26 protein-coding genes are annotated in these 24,503 nt (G+C 70.4%); 9 read left to right on the top strand and 17 right to left on the bottom strand.

Annotated features, from left to right (window positions below; all coding sequences use genetic code 11):
* Positions 1–23: 23 nt before the first annotated feature.
* The 5 genes from C503_RS0134320 to C503_RS41965 form a co-directional block, all read right to left on the bottom strand.
* Positions 24–764, bottom strand: coding sequence for a type III secretion system chaperone family protein (locus tag C503_RS0134320; RefSeq protein WP_018686748.1), 741 nt, complete (start codon positions 762–764; stop codon positions 24–26).
* Positions 765–801: 37 nt separating this feature from the next.
* The gene (locus C503_RS46465; RefSeq protein WP_018686747.1) at positions 802–957 is read right to left on the bottom strand and encodes a hypothetical protein; all 156 of its coding nucleotides are present in this window, start codon (positions 955–957) and stop codon (positions 802–804) included.
* A gap of 201 nt (positions 958–1,158) precedes the next feature.
* Complete coding sequence (gene clpB / locus C503_RS0134310) at positions 1,159–3,750, bottom strand: ATP-dependent chaperone ClpB (RefSeq protein ID WP_018686746.1); 2,592 nt, start codon at positions 3,748–3,750, stop codon at positions 1,159–1,161.
* A gap of 387 nt (positions 3,751–4,137) precedes the next feature.
* Positions 4,138–4,587 carry a MarR family winged helix-turn-helix transcriptional regulator gene (locus C503_RS0134305; RefSeq protein WP_018686745.1) on the bottom strand — a complete coding sequence of 150 codons (450 nt, stop codon included), beginning with the start codon at positions 4,585–4,587 and terminating at the stop codon, positions 4,138–4,140.
* 86 nt (positions 4,588–4,673) lie between these two features.
* Positions 4,674–5,150, bottom strand: coding sequence for a pyridoxamine 5'-phosphate oxidase family protein (locus tag C503_RS41965; protein ID WP_018686744.1), 477 nt, complete (start codon positions 5,148–5,150; stop codon positions 4,674–4,676).
* Between the two features lie 276 nt (positions 5,151–5,426).
* Between C503_RS41965 and C503_RS0134295 the strand changes: the two genes are divergently transcribed.
* Positions 5,427–6,569 (top strand): FAD-binding oxidoreductase, encoded by a 1,143-nt coding sequence (locus tag C503_RS0134295; protein WP_018686743.1) that lies wholly within the window; start codon positions 5,427–5,429, stop codon positions 6,567–6,569.
* Positions 6,570–6,718: 149 nt separating this feature from the next.
* On the opposite strand, the gene C503_RS0134290 is transcribed toward C503_RS0134295, so the two are convergent.
* The 11 genes from C503_RS0134290 to C503_RS0134240 all read right to left on the bottom strand — a co-directional run bounded on the left by C503_RS0134290 (position 6,719) and on the right by C503_RS0134240 (position 18,203).
* Positions 6,719–7,138 (bottom strand): heat shock protein transcriptional repressor HspR, encoded by a 420-nt coding sequence (locus tag C503_RS0134290; RefSeq protein WP_018686742.1) that lies wholly within the window; start codon positions 7,136–7,138, stop codon positions 6,719–6,721.
* Positions 7,135–8,316 carry a molecular chaperone DnaJ gene (dnaJ, locus tag C503_RS0134285; protein WP_018686741.1) on the bottom strand — a complete coding sequence of 394 codons (1,182 nt, stop codon included), beginning with the start codon at positions 8,314–8,316 and terminating at the stop codon, positions 7,135–7,137. Before dnaJ ends, C503_RS0134290 begins: the two co-directional genes overlap by 4 nt.
* 20 nt (positions 8,317–8,336) lie before the next feature.
* Positions 8,337–8,954: a nucleotide exchange factor GrpE gene (grpE, locus tag C503_RS0134280; protein ID WP_018686740.1), complete on the bottom strand. Its 618-nt coding sequence runs from the start codon at positions 8,952–8,954 to the stop codon at positions 8,337–8,339.
* Between the two features lie 43 nt (positions 8,955–8,997).
* The gene (gene dnaK, locus C503_RS0134275) at positions 8,998–10,860 is read right to left on the bottom strand and encodes a molecular chaperone DnaK (protein ID WP_018686739.1); all 1,863 of its coding nucleotides are present in this window, start codon (positions 10,858–10,860) and stop codon (positions 8,998–9,000) included.
* 202 nt (positions 10,861–11,062) lie between these two features.
* Positions 11,063–11,860: a TetR/AcrR family transcriptional regulator gene (locus C503_RS0134270; protein WP_245572655.1), complete on the bottom strand. Its 798-nt coding sequence runs from the start codon at positions 11,858–11,860 to the stop codon at positions 11,063–11,065.
* 6 nt (positions 11,861–11,866) lie between these two features.
* Positions 11,867–12,655 (bottom strand): DUF4097 family beta strand repeat-containing protein, encoded by a 789-nt coding sequence (locus C503_RS43895; RefSeq protein ID WP_018686737.1) that lies wholly within the window; start codon positions 12,653–12,655, stop codon positions 11,867–11,869.
* Between the two features lie 313 nt (positions 12,656–12,968).
* Entirely contained in the window at positions 12,969–13,430 is a 462-nt protein-coding gene (locus C503_RS0134260) for an SRPBCC family protein (protein WP_018686736.1), read from the bottom strand.
* 9 nt (positions 13,431–13,439) lie between these two features.
* Positions 13,440–15,668, bottom strand: coding sequence for a translocation/assembly module TamB domain-containing protein (locus C503_RS0134255; RefSeq protein ID WP_018686735.1), 2,229 nt, complete (start codon positions 15,666–15,668; stop codon positions 13,440–13,442).
* 70 nt (positions 15,669–15,738) lie between these two features.
* Positions 15,739–16,494, bottom strand: a complete 756-nt coding sequence (locus C503_RS0134250; RefSeq protein WP_018686734.1) for an amino acid ABC transporter ATP-binding protein — start codon at positions 16,492–16,494, stop codon at positions 15,739–15,741.
* Positions 16,491–17,333: an amino acid ABC transporter permease gene (locus C503_RS41955; protein WP_084477464.1), complete on the bottom strand. Its 843-nt coding sequence runs from the start codon at positions 17,331–17,333 to the stop codon at positions 16,491–16,493. Before C503_RS41955 ends, C503_RS0134250 begins: the two co-directional genes overlap by 4 nt.
* Positions 17,334–17,411: 78 nt before the next feature.
* Positions 17,412–18,203, bottom strand: coding sequence for an ABC transporter substrate-binding protein (locus C503_RS0134240; protein ID WP_033401359.1), 792 nt, complete (start codon positions 18,201–18,203; stop codon positions 17,412–17,414).
* A gap of 326 nt (positions 18,204–18,529) precedes the next feature.
* On the opposite strand from C503_RS0134240, the gene C503_RS0134235 reads away from it, so the two are divergent.
* The 7 genes from C503_RS0134235 (at position 18,530) to C503_RS0134205 (ending at position 24,025) form a co-directional block, all read left to right on the top strand.
* Complete coding sequence (locus C503_RS0134235; RefSeq protein WP_245572654.1) at positions 18,530–19,645, top strand: ADP-ribosylglycohydrolase family protein; 1,116 nt, start codon at positions 18,530–18,532, stop codon at positions 19,643–19,645.
* Positions 19,646–19,733: 88 nt separating this feature from the next.
* Entirely contained in the window at positions 19,734–20,285 is a 552-nt protein-coding gene (locus C503_RS0134230; RefSeq protein ID WP_033401361.1) for a YbaB/EbfC family nucleoid-associated protein, read from the top strand.
* 33 nt (positions 20,286–20,318) lie between these two features.
* Positions 20,319–20,627 (top strand): type VII secretion target, encoded by a 309-nt coding sequence (locus C503_RS0134225; RefSeq protein ID WP_018686729.1) that lies wholly within the window; start codon positions 20,319–20,321, stop codon positions 20,625–20,627.
* A complete protein-coding gene (locus C503_RS43890; protein ID WP_018686728.1) occupies positions 20,624–22,531 on the top strand; it encodes a hypothetical protein in 1,908 nt (635 codons plus the stop codon). The genes C503_RS0134225 and C503_RS43890 overlap by 4 nt, the downstream gene beginning before the upstream one ends.
* Positions 22,528–22,977, top strand: coding sequence for a hypothetical protein (locus C503_RS0134215; RefSeq protein ID WP_026316989.1), 450 nt, complete (start codon positions 22,528–22,530; stop codon positions 22,975–22,977). Before C503_RS43890 ends, C503_RS0134215 begins: the two co-directional genes overlap by 4 nt.
* Positions 22,974–23,603, top strand: coding sequence for a hypothetical protein (locus C503_RS0134210; RefSeq protein WP_018686726.1), 630 nt, complete (start codon positions 22,974–22,976; stop codon positions 23,601–23,603). Before C503_RS0134215 ends, C503_RS0134210 begins: the two co-directional genes overlap by 4 nt.
* Positions 23,603–24,025, top strand: a complete 423-nt coding sequence (locus C503_RS0134205; RefSeq protein ID WP_018686725.1) for a pepsin/retropepsin-like aspartic protease family protein — start codon at positions 23,603–23,605, stop codon at positions 24,023–24,025. The genes C503_RS0134210 and C503_RS0134205 overlap by 1 nt, the downstream gene beginning before the upstream one ends.
* Here C503_RS0134205 and C503_RS49000 read toward each other — a convergent pair.
* The gene (locus tag C503_RS49000) at positions 24,013–24,276 is read right to left on the bottom strand and encodes a type II toxin-antitoxin system prevent-host-death family antitoxin (RefSeq protein WP_084477467.1); all 264 of its coding nucleotides are present in this window, start codon (positions 24,274–24,276) and stop codon (positions 24,013–24,015) included. The genes C503_RS0134205 and C503_RS49000 overlap by 13 nt on opposite strands.
* Before the next feature lie 47 nt (positions 24,277–24,323).
* Between C503_RS49000 and C503_RS48300 the strand changes: the two genes are divergently transcribed.
* The coding region (locus C503_RS48300; protein ID WP_033401358.1) for a thioredoxin domain-containing protein at positions 24,324–24,503 on the top strand (180 nt) is incomplete at its 3' end.

Genomic DNA, 24,503 nt, shown 5'->3' with positions numbered 1-24,503 from the left:
CGGCCGGAACCGCTCGGGACCGCTCAGTCCCCGGACGCGGTCGGCTTGTCCCGCGCGTCCGCCTCCGCCGAGGCGTCCTCGGCAGGCCGCGCGGGCTGGCTGGGCACGACCTTCAGCGGCCGGTCGTCCTCGCCGAACGGGTCGACCACGTCGGCGATCTCGCCGATACCGCGCAGCAGCCGCTCCAGCCGCGACGGGCTGGACCCGGGCGCGGCGGCGGCCAGCACCCAGCCGTTCTCGATCCAGGCGACCGCGATGTCCTGGCCGATCTCCTCGGTGGCGTCCACCAGGTCCGGGGTGATCAGCGCACGGGCCGCGGCGATGTCGGACACGAACGCGTACCGCTGGCCGACCGGGCCGAGCAGCTCAGGCATGTGCTCGCGCTGGAACGGGGTGCTGGGCACCCACAGCTCCAGGACCACCGGGTGCACCCGGTGGCACTGCACGGCGGCGATCACCACGTTGATCCGGCCGCCCGCCTCCAGGTCGAACACGAACACCTTGCGGCGCCCGTCGGAGGTGAACGTCGAGCCAGCGACCACGTCCTTGGCCACGCCGTCGCCGTAGTAGGCGATCGCGCCACCCGCCCACTGCTTGGGCAGCACCGGGTCGATCTCGGCGAACTGCCACCCGCGCAGCGCCGCCCATCGGCGTCGCTCCCGGTTGCGCGAGGTGAGCAGAGCTCGATCGCGCAGCAGGAAGAGGCCGCCCGCAGCACCGGCGACGACCGCGATCACGAACCAGACCCACGCGGGAATGCCCACGTCGAGCAGCGTAGTCGTCAACGGCCGCGCATCAAGATCACGGGGTGAGTTCGCGCCGGGTGTCGCGGCCGGGCCACACCACCCACGCCTGCCGCCGCCCGGTGAGCAGCTGCTGATACAGCCTGCTCTCCTCGTCCGACCTGCGCCGGTACTCACCCACGGCGTCACGCACCTCCTGGCGTGGCCGCGGCACGTCGGGGTCCTCGCGCGGCCAGTCGTGCCCGGCTTCGACCGCGGCGGTGACCGCCCGTACGGCAGGCCCGGTAGGCAGCTCGCCCGGTCCCGGCGTGGTGGCCGCCGTGCACCGGGTGCACGAGCTTGGTGTGTGGTTCTGAAATGGCGAGGGGCGCCCCGGGAATCCCGGGACGCCCCTCGTCGTGGGACCACGGTCCGATCAGGACTCGCGGACCACCGTCAGGCCGCTGTTGTCATCCTTGGCGTCCACGAACACCGTGTCGCCGTCGCGGATGTCGCCTGCCAGCAGCGCCCTGGCCAGCTGGTCGCCGATCGACGACGCGACCAGGCGGCGGAGTGGGCGGGCACCGTAGACGGGGTCGAAGCCGTTGAGGGCCAGCCATTCGCGGGCGGCCGGGGAGACGTCCAGGGTGAGCCTGCGCTGGGCGAGGCGCTTGCCGAGGCGGGCGATCTGGATGTCGACGATGGCCGTCAGCTCCTCGGTGGCCAGCGCGTGGAAGACGACCACGTCGTCGAGGCGGTTGAGGAACTCGGGCTTGAAGTGGCGCTGCACGATGGACATCACCGCGTCGTGCCTGCCCCGGTCGTCCAGGGCCGGGTCGGTGATCGACTGGGAGCCCAGGTTCGAGGTGAGGATCAGGATCGTGTTGCGGAAGTCGACCGTGCGGCCCTGGCCGTCGGTGAGCCTGCCGTCGTCGAGGACCTGTAGCAGCACGTCGAAGACGTCCGGGTGGGCCTTCTCCACCTCGTCCAGCAGCACCACCGCGTACGGGCGGCGGCGGACCGCCTCGGTGAGCTGACCGCCCTGGTCGTAGCCGACGTAGCCGGGCGGGGCGCCGACCAGGCGGGCCACCGAGTGTTTCTCCGAGTACTCGCTCATGTCGACGCGGACCATGGCCCGCTCGTCGTCGAACAGGAACTCGGCCAGGCCCTTGGCCAGCTCGGTCTTGCCGACGCCGGTGGGACCGAGGAACAGGAACGAGCCGGTCGGCCGGTCCGGGTCGGCCACGCCCGCGCGGGTGCGGCGGACCGCGTCGGCGACCGCGCGGACGGCCTCGGCCTGCCCGACGACGCGGGCGGACAGCGCGTCCTCCATGCGCAGCAGCTTCTGCGTCTCGCCCTCCAGCATGCGGCCCGCCGGGATGCCGGTCCACGCGGAGACGACCTCGGCGACGTCGTCCGGGCCGACCTCCTCCTTGAGCATCACCGGCTGGTCGGGCGTGGTGGTCGCGGCGGTGGCCGCTGCCAGGTCCTTCTCCAGCGCCGGGATGCGCCCGTAGCGCAGCTCGGCGGCCCGGCCGAGGTCGCTGTCGCGCTCGGCCCGCTCGGACTCGCCGCGCAGTGCCTCCAGCTGTTCCTTGAGCTCGCGGACCCGATCGATCGAGCCCTTCTCGTTCTGCCAGCGGGCGGTCAGCGCGGACAGCCGCTCACGCCGCTCGGCCAGCTCGGCGCGCAGCGCGGCCAGGCGTTCCCGGGAGGCGGCGTCGTCCTCCTTGGCCAGCGCCATCTCCTCGATCTCCAGGCGGCGCACTGCGCGCTCCACCTCGTCGATCTCCACCGGCCGGGAGTCGATCTCCATGCGCAGCCGGGAGGCGGCCTCGTCGACCAGGTCGATGGCCTTGTCCGGGAGGAACCGGGCGGTGATGTAGCGGTCCGACAGGGTGGCCGCGGCGACCAGGGCGGCGTCGGTGATCCGCACGCCGTGGTGCACCTCGTAGCGCTCCTTGAGGCCGCGCAGGATGCCGATGGTGTCCTCCACCGACGGCTCGCCGACCAGCACCTGCTGGAACCGCCGCTCCAGCGCCGGGTCCTTCTCGATGTGCTGGCGGTACTCGTCCAGCGTGGTGGCGCCGACCATGCGCAGCTCGCCGCGGGCCAGCATCGGCTTGATCATGTTGCCCGCGTCCATCGCACCCTCGCCGGTGGCCCCGGCGCCCACGATGGTGTGCAGCTCGTCGATGAAGGTGATCACCTGGCCTGCCGAGTCGGTGATCTCCTTGAGCACCGCCTTGAGCCGCTCCTCGAACTCGCCGCGGAACTTGGCGCCTGCCACCATCGAGCCGAGGTCGAGCGAGACGACCCGCTTGCCGCGCAACGACTCCGGCACGTCGCCCGCAACCACGCGCTGGGCCAGGCCCTCCACGATCGCGGTCTTGCCGACGCCGGGCTCGCCGATCAGCACCGGGTTGTTCTTGGTGCGCCGGGACAGCACCTGCACCACCCGGCGGATCTCCGCATCGCGGCCGATCACCGGGTCCAGCTCGCCCTTGCGGGCCCGCGCGGTCAGGTCGACGCCGTACTTCTCCAGCGCCTGGAAGGTGCCCTCCGGGTCCGGGCTGGACACCCTGGCCGAGCCGCGGACCTTGGTGAACGCCTCGCGCAGCGTGTCCGGGGTGGCGCCGAGCCGACGCAGCAGGTCGGCGACGTCACCGCCCTCGGCGGCCAGGCCGACCAGCAGGTGCTCGGTGGAGACGTACTCGTCGCCCATCTCGGTGGCCAGCTTCTGCGCGTGCGTGATCGCGCGCAGCGCCTGCTGGGACAGCTGCGGGGAGGACACCGTTGCACCGGTGGCCGAGGGCAGCCCACGCAACAGCGGCACCAGCTCCCGGCGCACCGCGCCCGGGTCGACGCCCACCGCGGTCAGCAGCGGGGCGGCGATGCCGTCGGTCTGGTCGAGCAGGGCGGAGAGCAGGTGCCCCGGCCGGATGTCCGGGTTGCCCGCGCTCGACGCGGCCTGGGCGGCCGTGGTGATCGCCTGCTGTGTCTTGGTCGTCGGGTTGAACGCGTCCATCTCCCACCTCGGTCCGGCCACGCTGGTGGCTCACTTCGTCACCACGGACAACGTCAGGAAAGTTGAGTCTGTTCCGCTCAAGTACGAGAACTTCGGAGCGACCCCGGGCCCCACTCTGGTGAACGGCGGGCATCCGGCTACCCGAGCCCGGCACGATCACCCGGCGGGATGAGCGGGCGACCGGTCACCCACATGTCGCAACCAGGTTATCCACAGCCGTGACCCAGTTATCCACAATCCCCAGGTCTTTATCCACAGGTCCGTGGACAGCTTTGTGCACAGCCCGCCGAGCCGGGCCCGACTCGGCCGCAGGAGTGGTGACCAGCGCAGACCCGATCACCGCGCGCAGCCGGGGCGCTCGGTGAACAACGGGTGGCGAGATGTGGGTCACAGGTCGCCGTTGAGCTTCGCCAGCAAGCGGGAGAACTCCTCGATCTCGGGCGTGGACCACTCGGTCAGACTTGTGCGCAACCGTTTGCGCCGATCCGCGCGCACCTCCGCCAGCCGGGCACCGCCCAGCTCGGTCAGCTGCACCAGCCGGGCCCGCCCGTCGGTCGGGTCGGCCACCCGCTCGATCAGGTCCAGCTCCTCCAGCCGGGCGATCTGCCTGCTGACCGTCGACTTGTCCAGCCCGGTCCGCTCGACCATGTCCGCCGCCCGCAGCGGACCGATGCCGCCCAGGTGCACCAGCAGCGAGTAGGACGCGCCATCCAACCCCGGGTGCACCTGCGCGGCCAGGGTCAGCGAGAGGCTGCGCGCCCGACCGAAGAGCTTGGACAGCTCCTGCTCCAGCTCCTGCGCCGCCGTCTCCCGGCCGTCCGCGTCTCCCTCGACCACCCGCGTCCCTCCTCGCCCCTGCTGTGGGAACGCTAACGGGATCGCGCGGTCCGGGGCAGCCCCCGGGGGTACGTACTCGTGGCGGGCTAGCGGCGGGGCGCGCGGTGGTGCGCGTACGCCTCGTCCACGTCGATGATCACCCAGCGGGCCGCGATGAACCGGGTCGGCAGCCCCAGGTAGCCCGCCCGTGTGCCGACATCGGCCACGACGGTCGCCCGCCCGTGCACGTGCAGCCCGACCGCGGCCCGGGCTGCGTCGACCATGACCAGGCCGATGTGCGGGTTGGCCGCCAGGTTGTCCACCCCGGGCAACGGCCCCAGCTCGGCGCACGCCAGCCGCCGGTCGCCGAGCACCTGGACGAAGCCGGACGGCCCCGTCCACAGGCCGGACGCACACTCGCCCTCGGCGTCGGCGGTGGCCGCGAACACGGCCTCCCGGGTGCGCACGAACTCGATCATCGCCGCGGTCAGCGCGCGGGCGGCCCGGCGCGGCGGCGGCGGGAAGTCCAACCGCAGCAGGTCGGTGTCCGCGGCGTCGGCGGCGGGCAGGGGGTCGATGGACACGTGCGACACCGTGTCACGAGAACGCGCCGCTGCGTAGCCCCCACCGACGATGTACCCCATTGGACGGATGACTGGGCACTAGGCGTCACCAAGGATGACACGAAGGTGTGATCAAGGGTGTGATGACATCGGTTATCCCGCCGGATCCGGTCTACTGTCCACTCAGTCGGGGGATGGATGCGCGAGTACCGTGATGACAGCCTTGACCGGCGCCCGAGAGGTGGAATCGACCCCCCGATCATGACAGCCAACGCAGTTGTGAGCCCCATTCCGTCCATGCACTCCAGGACCGAGTCGCCCACCGCGGTGTCCACCATGGTGCGGCTGGTCCGGGAGAGCTTCGCCCGCGTCGAGCCGCGCTCCGACGAGGTCGGGCAGTTCTTCTACGGCATGCTGTTCAGCCTCACCCCGTCCGCCCGCGAGATGTTCCCGGCGAACATGCAGGTGCAGCGCTCCCGGCTGCTGCGCGCGCTGGTGCACATCGTGCAGATGGTCGACCGCCCAGAGGACCTGGTCCCGTTCCTGCGCCAGCTGGGCCGCGACCACCGCAAGTTCGGCGTGGTCAGCATGCATTACGAGGCCGTCGGCATGGCCCTGATCGCCGCCGTCAAGCGCTTCAGCGGCGACTACTGGACCGACGACGTCGAGCGCGCCTGGGCCGAGGCCTACACGATCATGGCCCGCGCCATGCTGGACGCCGCCGCGGCCGACGACGGCCCGGCCGCCTGGCGCGCCGAGATCGTCGACCACGAACGCCTCGGCTGGGACCTGGCGGTGGTCCGGGTCCGCCCCGACTACCCCGTGCCCTACCAACCCGGCCAGTACCTGAGCGTGGAAGTCCCGCAGCGCCCCCGCCTGTGGCGCTATTTCACCCCGGCCAACGCCCCCCGCCCGGACGGCATCATCGAGTTCCACATCCGCGGCGTGGAGAACGGCTGGGTGAGCCGCTCCATCGTCGCCCACGCCAAAATCGGCGACACCTGGCGCTTAGGCCCCCCATTGGGCCGCCTGCACGTGGACCGGGAATCCGGCCGCGACGTGGTGATGATCGCGGGCGGCACCGGCGTCGCCCCGATGCGCGCCATCGTCGACCACCTGTCCCAATGGGGCAACAACCCCAGGGTCCACTTGTTCGTTGGCGGCCGCGTCCGCGCGGATCTCTACGACCTTCCTTACCTCCAGGCCGTGGCGACCACCAACCCCTGGCTGACGGTCACCCCGGTCCTGGAGTCCGAACCGGACAACCACGGAGTGGAACACGGGACGTTGGCGGATGTCGTCACCCGCTACGGAACCTGGGAAGACCGGGAAGTCCTGGTCTCCGGCTCGCCGGGCATGATCCGCTCCACGGTCTCCAGAATGCTCGTGGCGGGCACCCCATTGGATCGCATCACCTACGACCCCTTCACCCTGGACTGAACCCGCGACCTCGCACAGAACCCATGGCAAAACTGTGGCAGGGTTCCATCGAGCATTGAGAAATCGCGTCCTCATGCCCAATAAACCGCATTACAAAGAACTCTGGAGCGAACTCCGAACATGCTCTGATTCTCACCCGCCGCGCTGACTCAGCCGCGCTTCTCCGGGCGCCAGACCACCAAGGCGGTCTGCTGCCGCACCGGTACCAGGTCATGTCGATAGGACTTGTGAATGGCCGCCGCGGCCTGCTCCGCCGCCACATAAGCGGCAGCCAGCTCCTCGGTCAACGCGGCAACCTGAGCCCGAAGCTCATCGACCTCGTTCTCAAGCTCGATAATCCGCTTGATCCCGGCAAGGTTGACCCCGGCCTCCTGCGACAACCGCTGCACCTCACGCAGCAGCGTGATGTCCCGCATCGAGTACCGCCGACCACCGCCAGCGGTGCGACCAGGCGAGACCAGCCCCTGCCGGTCGTAGCTACGCAACGTCTGCGCGTGCAATCCCGACAGCTGCGCGGCCACCGAGATCACGAATACCGGGGTCTCGTCATCAGCGGGAAACGGGTTCACGGTTGCCTCGCCTTCTGCACCAACGCGGTCAGCTCGGGCCGGGGGTCATGCTCGGCGGTGACCTTGGCGTAGGACTCCAGTGCCTCCTTGGCCTCCGCGCTCAACGAGCCAGGAACCGCGACCTGGAGCGTCACCAGCAGATGTCCGACCTGCCCGTCACGCCGGGCGACACCCTTGCCCCGCACCCGCAGGACACGCCCCGAGGCGGTCCCGGGAGCGACCTGCAACGTGACCACGCCGTCAAGGGTCGGCACGGTGAGCGTGGTGCCGAGAACCAGTTCCGGATAGGTGACCGGCACCTTCAGCGTGAGGTCATTCCCGTTGCGCCCGAACAGCGAATGCGGCGTGACGTGCACCCGGACGTACAGGTCCCCCGCGGGAGCCCCATTGCGCCCAGGCTCACCCTGCCCGGCCAACCGAATCCGCTGATCGTCCTCCACCCCGGCCGGGATGCGGACGGTGAGCGTGCGGGTCTTCGTGTTGACGCCCTCGCCCGCGCAGTCCGGGCACGGGTCGTCCACGATCCGACCGGTGCCGCGGCAGTCCCGGCACGGCTCGCTGAACGCGAACGCGCCCTGGCTGCGGCTGACCAGACCGACGCCACCACAGTTCGGGCACGTCCGCGGCGAGCTCCCCGGCCGTGCCCCGGAACCATGACAGTTGTCGCATGTGGATGGACTGGACAGTCGCAACGGGACAGTCGCGCCCTGCACCGCCTCCACGAAGTCGATCCGGACCTCGGTCTCGACATCGGCACCCCGGCGCGCCCTGGTGGCACCGGCACCGCCGCCGCCACTACCGCGCGCGCGGTTGAACAGGTTGCCGAACAGGTCGCCGAGGCCGCCGCCGCTGCCCGCCGCGTTGCCGCTGAAGCCGCCGCCCTGCCCGAACACGTCGCCGAAGTCGAAGCCCGCGCCGCCGCCGGGGCGGAAACCGCTGCCGCCGAACATGGTGCGGGTCTCGTCGTACTGCTTGCGCTTCTCCGGGTCGCCGACCACGCCGTACGCCTCGGAGACCGACTTGAACCGGGCCTCGGCGTCGGCGTTGCCCGGGTTGGCGTCCGGGTGCAGCTCGCGGGCGAGCTTGCGGTACGCCTTCTTGACCTCCGCGTCCGAGGCGTCGGAGGAGACGCCCAGCTCGCGATAGAAGTCCTTGTCAATCCAGTCCCTGGCGCTCATCGGACGTCCCCTCCTCTCGCTCAGTTCTTCCCGGGACCGGCGGATGCCCCGCCGGGTTCGGCATCGGTCACCGCGACGAGCGCCGCGCGCAGTACCCGGTCGCCGATCCGGTAGCCCCGGCGCAGCACGCCGGTCACAGTCGGCCCGCCGACCTCCGTGGACGTGTTGTGCTGCACCGCCTCGTGCACGGAGGGGTCGAACGGCTCGCCCTCGTGGCCGAACGACTCCAGGCCCGCCTTCTGCAGCGAGCCGGACAGCTTCTCGGCCACCGCCTTGAACGCGCCGGTCAGGTCGCCGTGCGCGGCGGCCCGCTCGACGTCGTCGAGCACGCCGAGCAGATCGGTGACCACCTGCGCCTTGGCGCCGGTGACCACCGCCTCCCGGTCGCGGTCGACCCGCTTGCGGTAGTTGGCGTACTCGGCCTGCAGCCGCTGCAGGTCGGCGGTGCGCTCGTCGAGCTGCGCCTTGAGCGCGACCGCCGGGTCGATCTCCGGCTCCGGCTCGGCGGCCACCACCTCGCCCTCGACGGGCGCGGCGGCCTGCTCGCGGACCTCCCCGGTGTCCGGGTCGACCCGGCGGTGGTCCTGACCGACCGCCTCCGGGTCCGTCTGCTGCTCGTTCGGGTTGTGCTCGCTCACCTGGTCACCTCGCCGCTGGACGTACCCCGGACTCGGGACGAGATCACTTCTTGTCCTCGTCGACGATCTCGGCGTCCACCACGTCGTCGGCGCCGCCCTGCGCACCGGCACCGGACGGACCGCCCTGCGCCGAGCCGTCGCCGCCCGCGGCACCCGCCTCGGCGCCGGTGTTGGCGTACAGCGCGGAGCCCATGGCCTGCGACTCGGTGGCCAGCTTCTCCATCGCCGACTTGATCGCGGCGATGTCGGTGCCCTTGAGCGACTCGTTGGCCTCGGCGAGCGCGGCGGTGACCTTCTCCTTGGCCTCGGCCGGGATCTTCTCGTCGTTGTCCTTGACGAACTTCTCGGTCTGGTAGACCAGGGTCTCGGCCTGGTTGCGCACCTCGGCCTCGTCCCGGCGCTTCTTGTCCTCCTCGGCGTGCGCCTCGGCGTCCCGGACCATCCGGTCGATGTCGTCCTTGGGCAGCGCGGAGCCGCCGGTGATGGTCATCGACTGCTCCTTACCGGTGCCCAGGTCCTTCGCGTTGACGTGCACGATGCCGTTCGCGTCGATGTCGAAGGTGACCTCGACCTGCGGCACGCCACGCGGCGCCGGGGGCAGCCCGGTCAGGTCGAAGGTGCCCAGCTTCTTGTTGTCCGCGGCGAAGTCGCGCTCACCCTGGAACACCTGGATGCCCACGGTGGTCTGGTTGTCGTCGGCGGTGGAGAAGATCTCCGAGCGCTTGGTCGGGATGGTGGTGTTGCGCTCGATGAGCTTGGTGAACACCCCGCCCTTGGTCTCGATACCCAGCGACAGCGGGGTCACGTCGAGCAGCAGGACGTCCTTGACCTCGCCCTTGAGCACACCGGCCTGCAACGCGGCGCCGACCGCCACGACCTCGTCCGGGTTCACGCCCTTGTTCGGCTCGCGGCCGCCGGTCAGCTCCTTGACCAGCTCGGCCACCGCGGGCATCCGGGTGGAACCGCCGACCAGCACCACGTGGTCGATCTCGCCGACCGAGATGCCCGCGTCCTTGACCACGTTGTTGAACGGGGTGCGGGTGCGGTCGAGCAGGTCGGAGGTGATCCGCTGGAACTCGGCGCGGGTCAGCGTCTCGTCCAGGAACAGCGGGTTCTTGTCCGAGTCGACGGTGATGTAGGGCAGGTTGATGTTGGCGCTGTTCGAGCTGGACAGCTCGATCTTCGCCTTCTCCGCGGCCTCGCGGATGCGCTGCAGCGCCATCTTGTCCTTGGTCAGGTCGATGCCCGCCGAGCCCTTGAACTTCTCCACCAGCCAGTCGACGATCCGCTGGTCCCAGTCGTCGCCACCGAGGTGGTTGTCACCCGAGGTCGCGCGGACCTCCACGACGCCGTCGCCGATCTCCAGCAGGGACACGTCGAAGGTGCCGCCGCCGAGGTCGAAGACCAGGATGGTCTGTTCCTTGGCGCCCTTGTCCAGGCCGTAGGCCAGTGCCGCCGCGGTCGGCTCGTTCACGATCCGCAGCACGTTGAGGCCCGCGATCTGCCCGGCCTCCTTGGTGGCCTGGCGCTGGGCGTCCTCGAAGTAGGCCGGGACGGTGATGACCGCGTCGGTGATGGTCTCGCCGAGGTAGGCCTCGGCGTCGCGCTTGAGCTTCATCAGCACCCGGGCGCTGATCTCCTGCGCGGTGTAGGACTTGTCGTCGATCTCGGTCTTCCAGCCGGTGCCGATGTGCCGCTTGACCGACCGGACCGTGCGGTCCACGTTGGTGACCGCCTGGTTCTTGGCGGGCTGGCCGACCAGCACCTCGCCGTTCTTGGCGAACGCCACGATGGACGGGGTGGTCCGCGAGCCCTCCGAGTTGGCGATAACCGTCGGTTCACCGCCTTCCAGGACGGCGACGACGGAGTTGGTCGTCCCCAGGTCGATGCCGACCGCTCGCGCCATGATTTCCTCCTGTTGCCCTGTTGCCTGTGGTGCGGCCGCAGCCGCGCGAAGTTGAGTCTAGCCGACTGAGGTATTGGACTTGAGTCTGGCCCGCTCAACCTTTCTGCCCCCTCCAACGCAGCACCTGGCGACGTTGTTCCCGGGCGTGAGCGCGACCACTCGACCGCGGTTCCCCAAGCCGCGGCCGAGTATGCGCACAACCTCAGCCGAGTGCGCTGACCTGCGGGTTCCCCGGGACACGGACGGCGGCGTCGACCACCCGCAGCACAGTCTCGCGCATCCGCTCGGCCGGGATCTCGTCCCGCACGGCCCGCTGCAGATCGGCGGCGACGGCCGCGAGCAGCACGTGCGCGAGGGCGCTCCCGTCACCGGGCACCCGCGCCTCGGTGAGCAGCCCGGTCACGTGCCGGTGCCAGTACCGGTAGGCCTCGATGCGGTAGCGGGTGCCCGGCCGGGCCGTCTCCGCGAGGTGCACGAGGTCGAGGTGCTCGGCCAGGAAGGCGAGGTACGCGTCGAAGAACGCGCGCAGCCGGGCCGCCGGTTCCGCCCCCGGCCCCAACGGCTGCGGACCGCTCACGACCCGCTCGCGCAGCTCGCGCTCCCCCTCTTCGAGCAGCGCGGCGGCGAGGCCGGACTTGTCCCCGAACCGGCGGAACAGCGTCCCCTTGCCGACCCCCGCCGCCGACGCGATCTGGTCCATGGTCACGGTGTCCACCCCGCGCTGCGCGAACAACCGTTGCGCCGCAACGAGAATGCGCCGCCGGTTGCGCGCAGCGTCGGCCCGCTCGTGCACCAAACCCCCGGCCGCGGGCCGCGGCGCCTCCGGCACCCGCTCCGGCCTCGGTTCCGGCCGTGGCTCCGGTTTCCCTGGCTCGGTCGCCATGGCGCGGTAGGGGAGCGGCCGCCGGGGCATCCCATATGGCAGAGGCCGCAGCCCGCCGCCGATGGCCCGTCGCGGGTCGCGGTTGTAGTTGGCCGGGTTGACGAATTCCTGGTTCATGTTCACTCACCCGAACTTCAGCGTGACGTCACCGCTCGTCGCGGCCACATCGAGTTGGTTGGGCGAGGACGGGTCATCGCCGATGTCATTGCGGAGATCCCCCGATGCCCGCGCGTTGACCCGGTAGTGGTCACGGGGAACCGTGACGTCCACCGAGCCGGAGGTGGAGGACGCCCGCAGCCCGGCCGCCTTGGTCAGCCGGACCCGTACGTCCCCGCTGGTCGACTCCACATCGGTCCGCCCGCCGATCCCGACCACGTCCACATTCCCCGAGGCGACGCGCAGGGTGGCGTCCCCGGCGACGTCCCGCACGGAGACGTCGCCGGACTTGGCGTCGACGTTCACCGCCCCTTTGACGTCGACCAGCTCCACCGACCCGGACGACGACACCAGGTTGACCGCCCCCGTCACCCCGCGCGCCGTGACATCTCCCGACCGCGCGTCGAGGTTCACCGTCGAGACCTTCTCCATGGCGATCGACCCCGACCGCACGTTCCCGGTCACCGATACCCCCGCGGGCACCACCAGGTCGTAGTCGATCCAGCAGTCCCGCACCGGGCACGGCTCGATGACCAGCACATCTCCCTCGACCCGGTGCGTGCCCCCCGGCCGCTCGTCGGCGTAGGTCACCTTGCGCCGCACCGTGGTCGTCTCCCCCGAGCGGAGCGTGACGGAACCCGCGACCGAGTCGATCCGGACGGAGTGAATGGCCTCCCCGACCCTCACATCGTCCGAGAACTTCTCGGTCGCGAGCCCGCACGCCCCCAGCGAAGCCGCCAAGACCGCCACCCCCACGACAGCCACCCCCACTCTGACAACCCGCTGCCCCATCACTCACCCCTCGACCGGAACCTGCTCTGCAAACGAAACTAGGACCGTGGACCGCCTCCCGGAATCGGGGACGCCCCCGACTCTGCCCTGAGGTTGTCCCTACCCCCACTCGGTAGCGGACTCAGGGACGCTTGCGGGATCGGCGCAGGTCAGAAGGCCGCGACCCCCTCGGGTCGGCGGCTGAGGGCCCTGGCGGTCAGGGTGCCAGGGGGACCCCAGGACGCGCGGAGCCCCACCGAGTTGCTCGGCGGGACTCCGAAGACTTGCGCGGGCAGGCTCAGGCGGTCTCGGCGGCCTGCTTCAGCCGTTCCAGCGTCCGCTCGATGTTGTGCTGGTTGTGGGTCTTGCGGTCGCGCACACCCGTCCCCAGCGCCGTGATCGGCCGGATCCAGGCAGGTCGCCGGTCCCAGGTCGTCTCGGTGACCCGGCAGCCAGCGGCGGTCGGCTCGATGTCGTACTGCCAGCGGGCGACCGGGATGCCCTTGAACGTCACGTCGAAGGCGAAGCGTTCCGGGCGGGCGTCGGTGATGGTGGCGATGGTGGCCCATTTGCGCTGGCCGCGGGCGTTGATGCCCTGGAACCGGGCGCCGACGCGGGCATGCGTGGTGGCGTCGAGCCAGTGGCCGCGGACGAACTCCGCGGACACCTCGGCGAGGCCGGGCAGGTCGCTGACCAGGGCGTAGACCTGGTCAGCCGGGGCGTCGACGGCGATGGTGGCCTGGGCGGTGGGTTCGTCCACGACGCCACATTACGTGGTGCGGCGCAGCATGCGGGTGATGCCCGCGGCGACCGTGGTGGCCAGGATCCAGCCGAGCGCGACCAGCGCGGCCGAGATCCACTGCGATGGGCCGTCGACCGTCCATTTGTTCTTGTGGCCGAAGTCGACGATCGGGACGAGCAGGTCCAGTGTGTACAGGACCGGGTTCCACACCAGGTGGTCGTCGGTGTTGACCTCGTGCGGCTTCGGGATGAGGCTGAACCACACCGTGCCCGCGATGAGGAAGGCGAACAGCCACGCCAGCGCGCGGGTGGGGCGGTAGCCGTAGCCGACCATCCAGCGTTGCAGCCAGCTCCACAGGCGGACGCCGGGTGCCGCGTACTCGGCGCCGTCGGCCAGCGCCTGGTAGCGCCTGCGCTGCTTCTCGACCATCACCGTGGCGGCGTGTTCCTCGTTGCCCGCGGCCCGCAGCATGGTGGCGAACTGGTCGTACGGGCCCGGCCGGTAGACCTCGCGCATGCCGTGGCGCAGCCAGCGCAGCCTGCGTTCGATCTCGGCGTCGTCGTCGAGCTCGACCGGGTCGGCGAGCGCGTCGTAGCGGAAGTCCTCCAGCTCGATGCGGCCCTGGGCGTTCCAGAACCGCTCATTGTCAGTGAGAAACGCGCAGCGGGCGTGCCGCAGGTCGACGCGGCCACGCGGGGGGACGGCAACATCGAGGCGAAGCTCCGGGGTCTGCACGCCGAAGGCGTTGAGGGCGACGGTGTTGCGGCTGTTGCCCAACTCGGCGCCGTGGAAGTTGGTCTCTCGGCTGATCTCGGCACGGCGCATGCGGATCTCACCGTGCGCGGAGAACGGGGCGTCGCCGTCCGCGCACACCAGGTCCCGGCCGATGTGCGAGACGCGCAGGTCCAGGGACGGTTTCGGGGACTTGTCGCGGGCGTAGCTGCCGGGCGCGACCAGCCTGCTGCCGCGCAGGTCCAGGTTGGAGCCGATCTTGGCGCCGGGCAGCAGGACCGAGCCGAACACCAGCAGCGCGCGGCCGTCCAGGTTGCCGCCGACGCTGAACCGGCGGCCCTCGATGGCGTCGCCGTAGCGGTTGCTCAGCACCGCGCGATCGAACAGCACACTGCCCTGGACCTGGACGTCGACCAGGCGGATCTGCCCGGCCACGCGCGCGTCGCGGGCGTCGATGCCGCCGCGGACCTGCGTGCCGTCCAGGTGCACGGCGCGGTCGGCGTACGGGCCGGGCGGCCGCGGACCGGAGCCGACCTGCTCGACGAACGACTCGCGCCCGCCGGACAGGTCGACGCGGGCGTGCGAGAGCCGCAGCGAGCCGCCGATGGTGGCGTTGACGATGCGGATGGTGCCGGTGCTCTGGAAGTCCCGGTCCAGGTTGACATTCCCGTCCACTTTGGACCGATCGGCGACCAGGGTGGCGTTCGGGTCGAAGAACGGGTCGTCCGGCGGCACCGGCCGGGAGTGCTCGGTGCGCGGGGTGAGCCGGGCGCCGCGCAGCGAGAAGTCGCTGTCCACGCGCACACTGGGCAGGAACAACGCCCCGTTGCAGCGGAACGGCTCGCCGTCCATGTCCGCGATCAGGTGCAGGTTGCCGCCGACGTGCATGCCGTTGCCGTTGAGGCCGAGCCCGCGCGGGTTGTCCAGCAGCGCCCCGGCGAAGTTGACGTTGCCGCCGCTGCGCATGCCCGGCACCCGGACCTCGCCGTGCGCGCGCAGGTTCCGCGCCAGCAGGGCGCCGACCAGTTGCAACCGGTCGCCGTGCAGGGCCGGGCCGGTGGTCGGGGTGAGTGTGGCGCCGGACAGTTCGAGGGTGCCGTGGATGTCGCCGTCGGTCAGGTCGACGGTGCCGGTGACCACGGTGCCGTCGGTGATCCGCACGTCGTTGTCGCTGCGCAGGTTGTGGCCGTGCAGGCCGGGCAGCCAGCAGTCGCGGAACTCGACCCCGGCCAGCCGCGCCTGGCGCATGTCCGGCGGGTGCTCGAACCGGCAGCGGACGAACTCAAGCAGGTATGGGAACTCCACCGCGCGCAGGTCGAGCGGGCCCTCCAGGAACCGGTCGTGGACGCTGAGCACCGGCGCCGTGGTCGGCTTGCGCCTGCGCAGCACGCCGCCGCTGTCCGGCTCGAACGCGCGCCGCACCACGTCGGCGGCGGACAGCCGCGCCCACGCGGGCGGATCGGGGTCGTGCGGATCCAGCACGCCCCCGACCACCTCGTCGTTCTTCCCGTCCCGCCCGGCCACGCGCCCACCTCCCCGCCTGAAGGTTAGAACGCGAGCCGGTGACGCGTGGTTCCCACGGGCCTACCGTCGGCTACTCCACCCGGTGGATCGGATCGAGCACCCGGGCGAGAAAGGTCCTGGTCCGCTCGTGCCGGGGCGCGCCGATCACCTGCGCGGGCGGGCCCTGCTCGACCACCACGCCGCCGTCCATGAACAGCACCCGGTCGGCCACCTCGCGGGCGAACTGCATCTCGTGCGTGACCACCAGCATGGTCATGCCCTCCTCGGCCAGCAGGCGCATCACCTCCAGCACGTCCCCGACCAGCTCCGGGTCCAGCGCCGAGGTCGGCTCGTCGAACAGCATCACCTCGGGGTCCATGGACAGCGCGCGGGCGATGGCGACGCGCTGCTGCTGCCCGCCGGACAGCTGCGCGGGCATCGCGTTGGCCTTCTCCGCCAACCCCACCCTGGCCAGGTTCTCCAGCGCGACCTTGTTCGCCTCCTCCTTGCCCCGGCCGAGAACCTTGCGCTGGGCGATGGTCAGGTTGTTCAGCACGGTCAGGTGCGCGAACAGGTTGAACGACTGGAACACCATGCCGATCCGGCGCCGGGCGGCGTCGATGTCCACGTCCTCGTGGGTCAGGTCGACGCCGTTGACGAACACCGAACCCTGGTCCGGCTCCTCCAGCATGTTCACGCAGCGCAGCAGCGTGGACTTGCCGGAGCCGGACGGGCCGATGACGCACACCACCTCGCCAGCGGCCACCGACACGTCGATGCCGCACAGCACGTCCAGGTCGCCGAAGCACTTGCGCAGACCGGTGATCCGGATCGCGGGCTCGCTCACTTGGTCGCCTCCAGCTCGGTGTCGACGATCTCGGTCGCCTCCGCGGAGCGGATCCGGGTACCGCCGGTACGCCGCTCCAGGTACCGGGACAGGTAGGACAGCGGAATCGTGATGATCAGATAGCACATGCCTGCCACCAGCACCGGGGTCAGGCTGCGGGACTGGTTGAGCTCGGTGCGGCCGAACTGGGTCAGCTCGTACTGCAGCTGGCTGGAGCCGAGGAACAGCACCAGCGAGGAGTCCTTGGTGAGCAGGATCAGCTCGTTGGTCAACGGCGGCAGGATGATCTTGAACGCCTGCGGGACGACGATCCACAGCATCGCCCGGCCGCTGGACATGCCCAGCGAGCGGGCCGCCTCCACCTGGCCCTTTGGCACCGCCTGGATGCCCGCCCGGATGGTCTCGGCCATGTACGCCGAGGCCACGATGCCCAGCGCGATCATGATCGAGACGTACCGGTCGAGGTTGGTGCCCGGGAAGGCCAGCGGGATGCCGCTGCCGATGGCCAGGATGACCAGCAGCGCGGGCAGACCGCGGAAGAACTCGATGTAGATGCCCGCCAGCCAGCGGTAGGCGGGCACCCCGGACAGCCGCATCAGCGCCAGCACCAGCCCGACCACCAGGCCGAAACCGAACCCGAGTCCGGTGTAGATCAGGGTGTTCACCAGCGCCACGGTGATGACGTCCGGGAACATTCCCGAGGCGACATCGAGGTCGAAGAAGGCGTCGGCGAGCCTGCCCCAGTCGGCCGTCGCCGCGAACCCGGCGACCACGACGACGAGGACCGCGTACTGCACCACGCGAATCACCCGCGTGCGCTTTCGCTTGCTCATGGCCATGTTGCGGATACTCCCCTGGAAGTGGCGGGGCGCCGGTCGGCGGATTACCGGCCGACCGGCCGCCCCTCGCGAATCGACTTACTTCTCGCCCGGCTTCTTGCCGAACCACTTCACGTAGAACTTCTCGTAGTCACCGCTCGACTTCGCCTCGGCGATCGCCTCGTTGATCACCTTGAGCAGCGCGTCGTTGCCCTTCTTCACGCCGATGCCGTACTTCTCGCCGGTGTCGAACTCCTTGACCACCGCGAAGTCGCCGTGGTCCTTCACCCAGTCGTAGAGCACACCGTTGTCGTTGATGCCCGCGTCGACCTGACCGGTCTCCACCGCGTTCAGCATCAGGCCGAGATCCTCGAAGTTGACCAGTTCGACGCCGTCGCCGTTCTTCTGCGCGTACTCCTGGCCGGTGGTGCCGTTCTGGTAGCCCAGCTTCTTGCCCTTGAGCTGGGGGATGTCGGTGGCGCCGCCCTTCTTGACCACCAGTGCCTGGGTGGCGTCGAAGTAGGGGTCGGAGAAGTCGAAGTTCTGCTTGCGCACGTCGGTGATCGTCATACCGGCTGCGGCGATATCGCATTTGCCGGAGTTGAGGTCCACACCGGACTGGATGCCGTCGAACGGGGTGTCCACAATGTCCTGGGTGACGCCCAGCTTCTTGGCCGCGATGTCCATCAGGTCGACGTCGAAGCCGATCACCTTGCCGCCCTCCTCGTACTCGAAGGGCTTGTAGGGCAGACCGGTGCAGGTGGTCAGCTTGCCCGCATTGACGAGCTGCACACCGGCCGGGGCGGATCCGGTGTTCGAGGGGGCGCCGCCCTTGGACCCGCATCCCGTGGCGGTTACCGCGAGTGCGAGAGCCGGGAGAATAGCGGCCATCCGGGGGATGGATCGACGGAACACGGCGTCACTCCTCGTAGCGATTGTGTCGAACCGAGTGCCCGCATCCTGCCATCGGGTGTCCCTGAATGCGATACGTGTCCGGGTCAGTTTCAGGTATCGGTTTGAAAGCGACCGCTACCGCGCATACCGGGGTGGTCGGCACTCGCGCGGATCGGATCCGAGCGGGTGAACTCCGCCATTCGGGGTGTTCGGCCACGACCAATTCCCGCCGACCGGCCGGGCCCGCCGCCGTGCCCGACACCACCATCGCCCCGCCCACGAACCGCCACGACGGCACCCCCGGCGCACTAGTGTTGCCCAGCGTGGACGGTGATCTCCCCTACGAACGCGTGATTCCCGCCGATCGCTGGCTCGGCTGCCTGCTCGCGGGCGCGGTCGGCGACGCCCTCGGCGCCCCGGTCGAGTTCCTGTCGCTGGCCGAGATCCGGACCCGGTTCGGCGCCGACGGCCTCACCGACTACACCCCCGCCTACGGCGGCCGCGGCCGGATCACCGACGACACCCAGATGACGCTGTTCACCGCGGAGGCGATGATCCGTGGCCACGTCGGCAAGCGGCTGATGTTCTTCGAGCAGCAGCCCGGCTCCGTGCTGCAGCACGCCTACCAGCGCTGGTACCACACCCAGGGCACCCCGTGGCACCGCGCGGGCGGCTCATACGCGATGGAGGCCGAACCGGACGGCTGGCTGGTGCGGGTGCCCGAGCTGCACCACCGGCGGGCCCCCGGCGCGACCGTGCTCACCGCGCTCAAGGGCTTCGCCGACGGCGCCGAGCGCGGCCTGCTCTCCCGGCGGATCAACAACTCCAAGGGCTGCGGCGCGGTGATGCGGGCGGCGCCGTGCGCGCTGTGGTCGGAGGACCCGCTGGACTGCTTCGTGGTCGCCGCCCAGGCGGGCGCGCTCACCCACGGCCACCCGACCGGCTTCCTGTCCGCGGGCGCGCTGGCGTTCGTGGTGCACCGGCTGCTCGACGGCGCCGACCTGCCCACCGCGTTGGCCGAGGTCCGCGCCGAACTGGTCACCTGGGAGGAGTCCGAGGAGACGGTGGCCGCCCTGGACGCCGCGGTCGACCTGGCCGAGCGCGGCAGGCCCACCCCGGAACAGCTGGAGTCGCTCGGCGGCGGCTGGATCGGCGAGGAGGCGCTGGCCATCGGGGTGTGCGCGGCGCTGGTCGCCGACGACCTCGCGGACGGGCTGCGGCTGGCGGTCAACCACTCCGGTGACAGTGACTCCACCGGGGCCATCTGCGGCAACCTGCTGGGCGCCGTGCACGGCCTGCCCGCGGTGCCCCCGGGCTGGCTGGCCGAGCTGGAGCTGCGCGAGGTGATGGAGCGGCTCGGCCGGGACGCGCTGGTCGAGTTCAGCCCCGCCAACCCGCTGGAGGACCCGACCTGGCGGGAGCGGTACCCCGCCTGGTGACCGGGGCCGATCGCGGCGACCGCCTGACAAGCCGCGCTCCTTCGTGGACACTGTGCCGCGCAGTCGGAACGAGCAGCGGGAGCGCGTGGTGAGCCAGCCGTCATTCGGTGCGGACGGATTCCGGACCGAACAGGAACTGCGCCGCTGGTCGGCCGACGTGGCCGCGAAGGCCGAGCGCTACCAGGAGATGCAGACCGAGGTCGCGGGCGTGGCCGTCACCGAGTCCTCGCGCGACGACGTGGTGTCGGTGACCGTGGACGCCACCGGCACCGTGACCGACCTGCGGATCAGCGACCGGTCCCGGGAACTGCCCGGCGCCGAGCTGGCGGACCTGGTGCTTGCCACCATGCGCCGGGCCCAGGCGCGGATCACCGACCGGGTCGCGGAGGTCATGCAGCGGACCGTCGGCGACGACCCCGGCACGGTCGCCGCCGTGGTGGACTCGTACCGGCGGAGATTCCCGGAACCGGAGCCGGAACCGGAACGTCCCAACGCGGTCACCGTCGAGGAGATGCGGCTGGGTCGCGACCTCGACGGCGACGACGAGCGCCACCCCGACCAGTCCCACCAGACCCGCCCGCGCCGCTCCACCAGGGACGATGACGATGAAGAGCCCTGGGGCGGCCCCTTCCTGAGCTGACCGCAGCCCGGACCGACCGCGAGGAGTCCCTCGGTGCCCGACGGATACGGCGTCCTCATCGACGAGCTGGGCGCGCACGCCAGCAGGCTCGACAACCTCGGCGACCGCCTCGACCAGGCGCTCGACGCGGCGAACCAGGTCCACCTCGGCGACCAGGCGTACGGGGTGATCTGCCAGTTCTTCGTGCCGATCGTGCACGCGGTGAGCGACCCGGGGGTGGCGTCCATCCGCGAGTCCGCGACCACCATGGGCGCCACCGCCGACGGCGTCCGCGCCACCGCGGGCTCCTACGGCAACACCGAGCACGCCAACACCCAGCCGTTCGCGGGCGGTGCGCGGTGAGCAACCCGCTGGTCGCCGAACGGCAGGACTCCACGCAGAGCTACACCGGCATCGGCCTGGTCGAGTCCGCCGCCGACATCTACCACGGCGTGCAGGACGGGTCCTGGGTCGAGGGCGGCCTTGGCGCGGTGGGCGGCGGGCTGGAGATCCTGTCGCTGACCCTGGACCCGATCGGCACCCTCGGCCAGTACGCGGTGTCCTGGGTGATCGAGCAGGTCAAGCCGCTGCGGGACGCGCTGAACTGGCTGGCAGGCGACGCCGACCAGATCGCCGCCTACGCGCAGACCTGGAAGAACGTGTCCCAGTCGCTCGGCGGCGTCGCCACCGACCTGGGCACCGAGGTCACCAACGGCACCGCGGGCTGGTCCGGCCCGGCCGCCGACGCCTACCGGTCCAACGCCAAGGCGCAGGGCGAGCACATCACCGCGGCCGCCAGCGGCGCAGGCACCATCGGCACGGTCGTCGAGGTGGTCGGGGTGCTGGTCGGCGCGGTCCGCGGCATCGTCCGCGACCTGGTCGCCGAGTGCATCTCCACGCTGCTGGCCCGGCTGCCGCAGTGGCTGGCGGAGGAGGGCCTGACGCTCGGCCTGGCCACCCCGCACGTGGTCGCCTCGGTGGCCACGCTGATCTCCAAGTGGGTCGGCCGGATCACCGACGTGATCACCAAGCTAACCCGGTCGGTGGAGAAGCTGCGGCCGATCATGGCCCGGCTGGCCAAGATCTGGGAGGACATCAAGTCCGGCCTGGGCAAGTTGCGCACCGCGAGCCGCGGCGCGGACACGCCGAACGCGCCCAGCACGGTCCGCTCGGCGCCGAGCCACGTGGACGCGCCGACCGCGCACGAGCCACACCTGTCCACCCCGGACACGCCCGCCGCGCCGTCGACCAGCGCTACTCCATCCGGGGCGGCGGATCCGGCGCTGACTCCGCACACCACCCCGGACGCACCGTCCACCACGACGACGCCGAGCGGCGCCGCGTCCCCGTCGACCACGCCGTCGTCGGCCGTCCCGACGGTGGTCGACCCGCCTGCCACGCCCACGACACCGTCGTCAGCCACCCCCACGGCACCATCCGCCGCGGCCACCCCACCGGTCACCACACCGCCCACGTCGGCCGCGACCCCACCCGGCGGCGGTGGCGCCACCCCGACCACCCCGCACGCGCCCGGCAGTTCCGGTCCACACTGGATGGACAGCGTCCGCGGCAAGTTCACCGACCAGGAGTGGGCGGACTTCAAGGGCGCCATGGACAAGCTCGGCACCGACCCGACCCCAGGCAACGTGCCCGGCTCCGGCGCGCTGACCCCGCACGAGCGGGACCTGATGGCCCGCGCCATGAACGAGGTCACGGTCGGCGACGGCACACTGATGCAGAAGGTCATCCCGGACGGCACGGTCAGCAAGTACCTCGACGGCAGCTACACCGACGTCGGCGGGTTCGTCGCCCGGCACCAGGACGCGGGCGTGCTGAACAACCCGGCCGACCTGATCAACGGCAACCGCCTCGACTACGTCGGCACGCCCTACGACGTCAACCAGCCGAACATCCACACCCTGGAGTTCCCGGCCTCGGACGCGAGCCTCTACCAGACCCCGGTCGGCGCCCCCTCGGTCCCGCACGACCTGCCCGCCACCGACCCCCGCGTCCTCGCCGCCCGCGACGACATGCTCCACTCGGTCGAGAACGCGGGCGTCAACCCCGACCGCTACACACCGTCCATCAACGACTGGCCGTACACCGGCGCGGGCGTCACCGCCCACCCGACCATGGGCGTACCGGAGTTCAAGATGACCGACCGGCTCCCACTGCCCGACGGCGCCACGATCAACCGCTACGACGCGGCGGGCAACAAGGTCGTCGTCGCGGTATATGACAGTGTGCTGGGGTGGGTGACTCCGTGACCGGTTACACCGGCCCCCGTTCCGGCCAGTACGCCGTGGTGCGCGGCGTGACACACCCGTGCACCTACTCGCCGAACGACGACCGGGTCGTACTCAAGACCCGCCAGTCCGACAACCCGGACGCCACCCTGTTCACCTGGCACGACCGCTACGGCGGCTGGGTAGCCCAACTGACGTCCCAACAGTGCGACCGCGTCTACACGGCCCGGACCTACGCCCGCTGGCAGGGCCACCGGGTCGCGATCGACTTGGTGACTGCCGGGACTGCCGCCGTCACCTACGCCGATGACAATGGTGGTTGGGCCTCGGAAAACGGCTTCACCCAGGTCGACAAGTACGAGTACCAGCGCGAGGTGTCGGTCTCGGAACTGGCCGACGTGCACGAGGTGCAACGAGACCTCGCCTTCAACCGCTGGCGCGACCAGACCTTCGGGGTACGCACGTGAGCGGCTCGGTCGACCTCACCCAGCACGAACGGGAACTCGTCGCCCGGGTACACGCGATCGTGACGCTGGAACCGGACACGCCGCTGGTCAAGGTGCTGACTCCGGGGTCGGTGGATCGGTACCTGCGCGGGGACATATCGGCGGGTGTGATCGGGGCACTGCCACCGTTCGATTACCGCTTCGTGGGCGGGATGGTCGCTCGTCTTCAGGACTGCGTGCATCTCCGTGCGCCTCGTGACTATTTCCAGGCTTTCCGCTTGGATTACGCGGGGAGTCCATTCCATCCGGACATGCCGGTGCTCCACACAATGGAGTTCCCAGCGCTTTATCCGGACCGATATGTGATTCCCTACGGCGCTCCTGGAGACGCCCGCGAATCCGGGTATGCGATGACTGCTGCGGCATTGGCCATGGGAGTCGACCCGAACTCGGTACGCACCGAGTTCGCACCTTGGCCATATACCGGAACCGGGTTGACCGCCGGTGGCCAGTGGGCACTGCCGGAGTGGTGGAAACAGCCCGGTGTCATACCTGCTGGCGCCCGGATCGTGGCGCACGCCGCGCAGGGGGTCTACCCGGTCGCACTGTGGCAAGGGGGCGCTTGGGTGCCCTTGAAGGGAACGTGATGAGTTACCAGCGTCCTCGCAACGGGGTTGTCGCGGTGTTGGATGGGCGGGAGTTCTTCGCTACTCATCCCGAGGGTGGGCAGGTTGTGCTGTCTTGTGCCGTGGACCCTGGGGATCCTCGGTTCAGCCAGGTTGTTGGTGGCTGGCAGGCGGTGTTGCCGGTCGCCGCTTTGGAACGGTTGGACGAGGTCACCACTCGGGTCGACCATGCGGGGCACGAGTGTTTGGTTGTGGGGATAACGGCTGAGGGGTCTGTGGGGTTGTATTACCTGGGGCCGGACAAGGCCAAGGCTGCGGCTGACGGGTTTGTGCAGATCGATCCAGGAACCTGGGCCAAAAACGCCCCCATCCACGAGGTAACCCGAATGCGCGAACACCACGCCGACTTGCTCTTCGCCGAATGGGCTACTCACGGCGCCTGATCGCGATACTCATCAGTCCGGCCTCCGAACGCAGCAAGTACGTCCTGGTGAGACACTCGTGGTTGGGCCGCGGCTACTGCTTCCTGTGCTGCAACGAGGTCGGCTTCATCTTCCGCCGCTTCGAGGCGCCGGAGATCGTCGATAGCGACGACCGCCGCGACCGATTTGCCGCGCCAGGTAATCACAGTTCGTTCGTCCCTAACCCTGGAGACACCTTCGCCAGGCCGCTCTCTCGCTTCGCCGACAGGCATCGCGTTCGTACCCATCGTCACGTTCGGTTACGCCTCACATCCTGAGAATGGAATACCACGGCACAAACCTCGTGTTGGATGCCACCGTGACCACAGCACACCCCCGCCGTCTGTCCCGTGCCCCCGAGCTGGTGGGCCGGGGTTGGCTGAACACCGGTGGCAAGGATCTGCATCTCGGTGACTTCCGCGGCAAGATCCTCCTGCTCGACTTCTGGACCTTCTGCTGC

The organism is Actinokineospora enzanensis DSM 44649, from assembly GCF_000374445.1.
GTDB lineage: Bacteria > Actinomycetota > Actinomycetes > Mycobacteriales > Pseudonocardiaceae > Actinokineospora > Actinokineospora enzanensis.
This window is presented reverse-complemented; position numbering and strand designations above follow the sequence as displayed.

Coding starts and splice junctions, on each gene's coding strand:
- clpB (WP_018686746.1), bottom strand. CDS start 3,750: ATGGACGCGTTCAACCCGACGACCAAGACACAGCAGGCGATCACCACG.
- C503_RS0134295 (WP_018686743.1), top strand. CDS start 5,427: ATGCACTCCAGGACCGAGTCGCCCACCGCGGTGTCCACCATGGTGCGG.
- dnaJ (WP_018686741.1), bottom strand. CDS start 8,316: ATGAGCGCCAGGGACTGGATTGACAAGGACTTCTATCGCGAGCTGGGC.
- dnaK (WP_018686739.1), bottom strand. CDS start 10,860: ATGGCGCGAGCGGTCGGCATCGACCTGGGGACGACCAACTCCGTCGTC.
- C503_RS0134270 (WP_245572655.1), bottom strand. CDS start 11,860: ATGAACCAGGAATTCGTCAACCCGGCCAACTACAACCGCGACCCGCGA.
- C503_RS41955 (WP_084477464.1), bottom strand. CDS start 17,333: ATGGCCATGAGCAAGCGAAAGCGCACGCGGGTGATTCGCGTGGTGCAG.
- C503_RS0134240 (WP_033401359.1), bottom strand. CDS start 18,203: ATGGCCGCTATTCTCCCGGCTCTCGCACTCGCGGTAACCGCCACGGGA.
- C503_RS0134205 (WP_018686725.1), top strand. CDS start 23,603: ATGAGTTACCAGCGTCCTCGCAACGGGGTTGTCGCGGTGTTGGATGGG.
- C503_RS49000 (WP_084477467.1), bottom strand. CDS start 24,276: ATGCCTGTCGGCGAAGCGAGAGAGCGGCCTGGCGAAGGTGTCTCCAGG.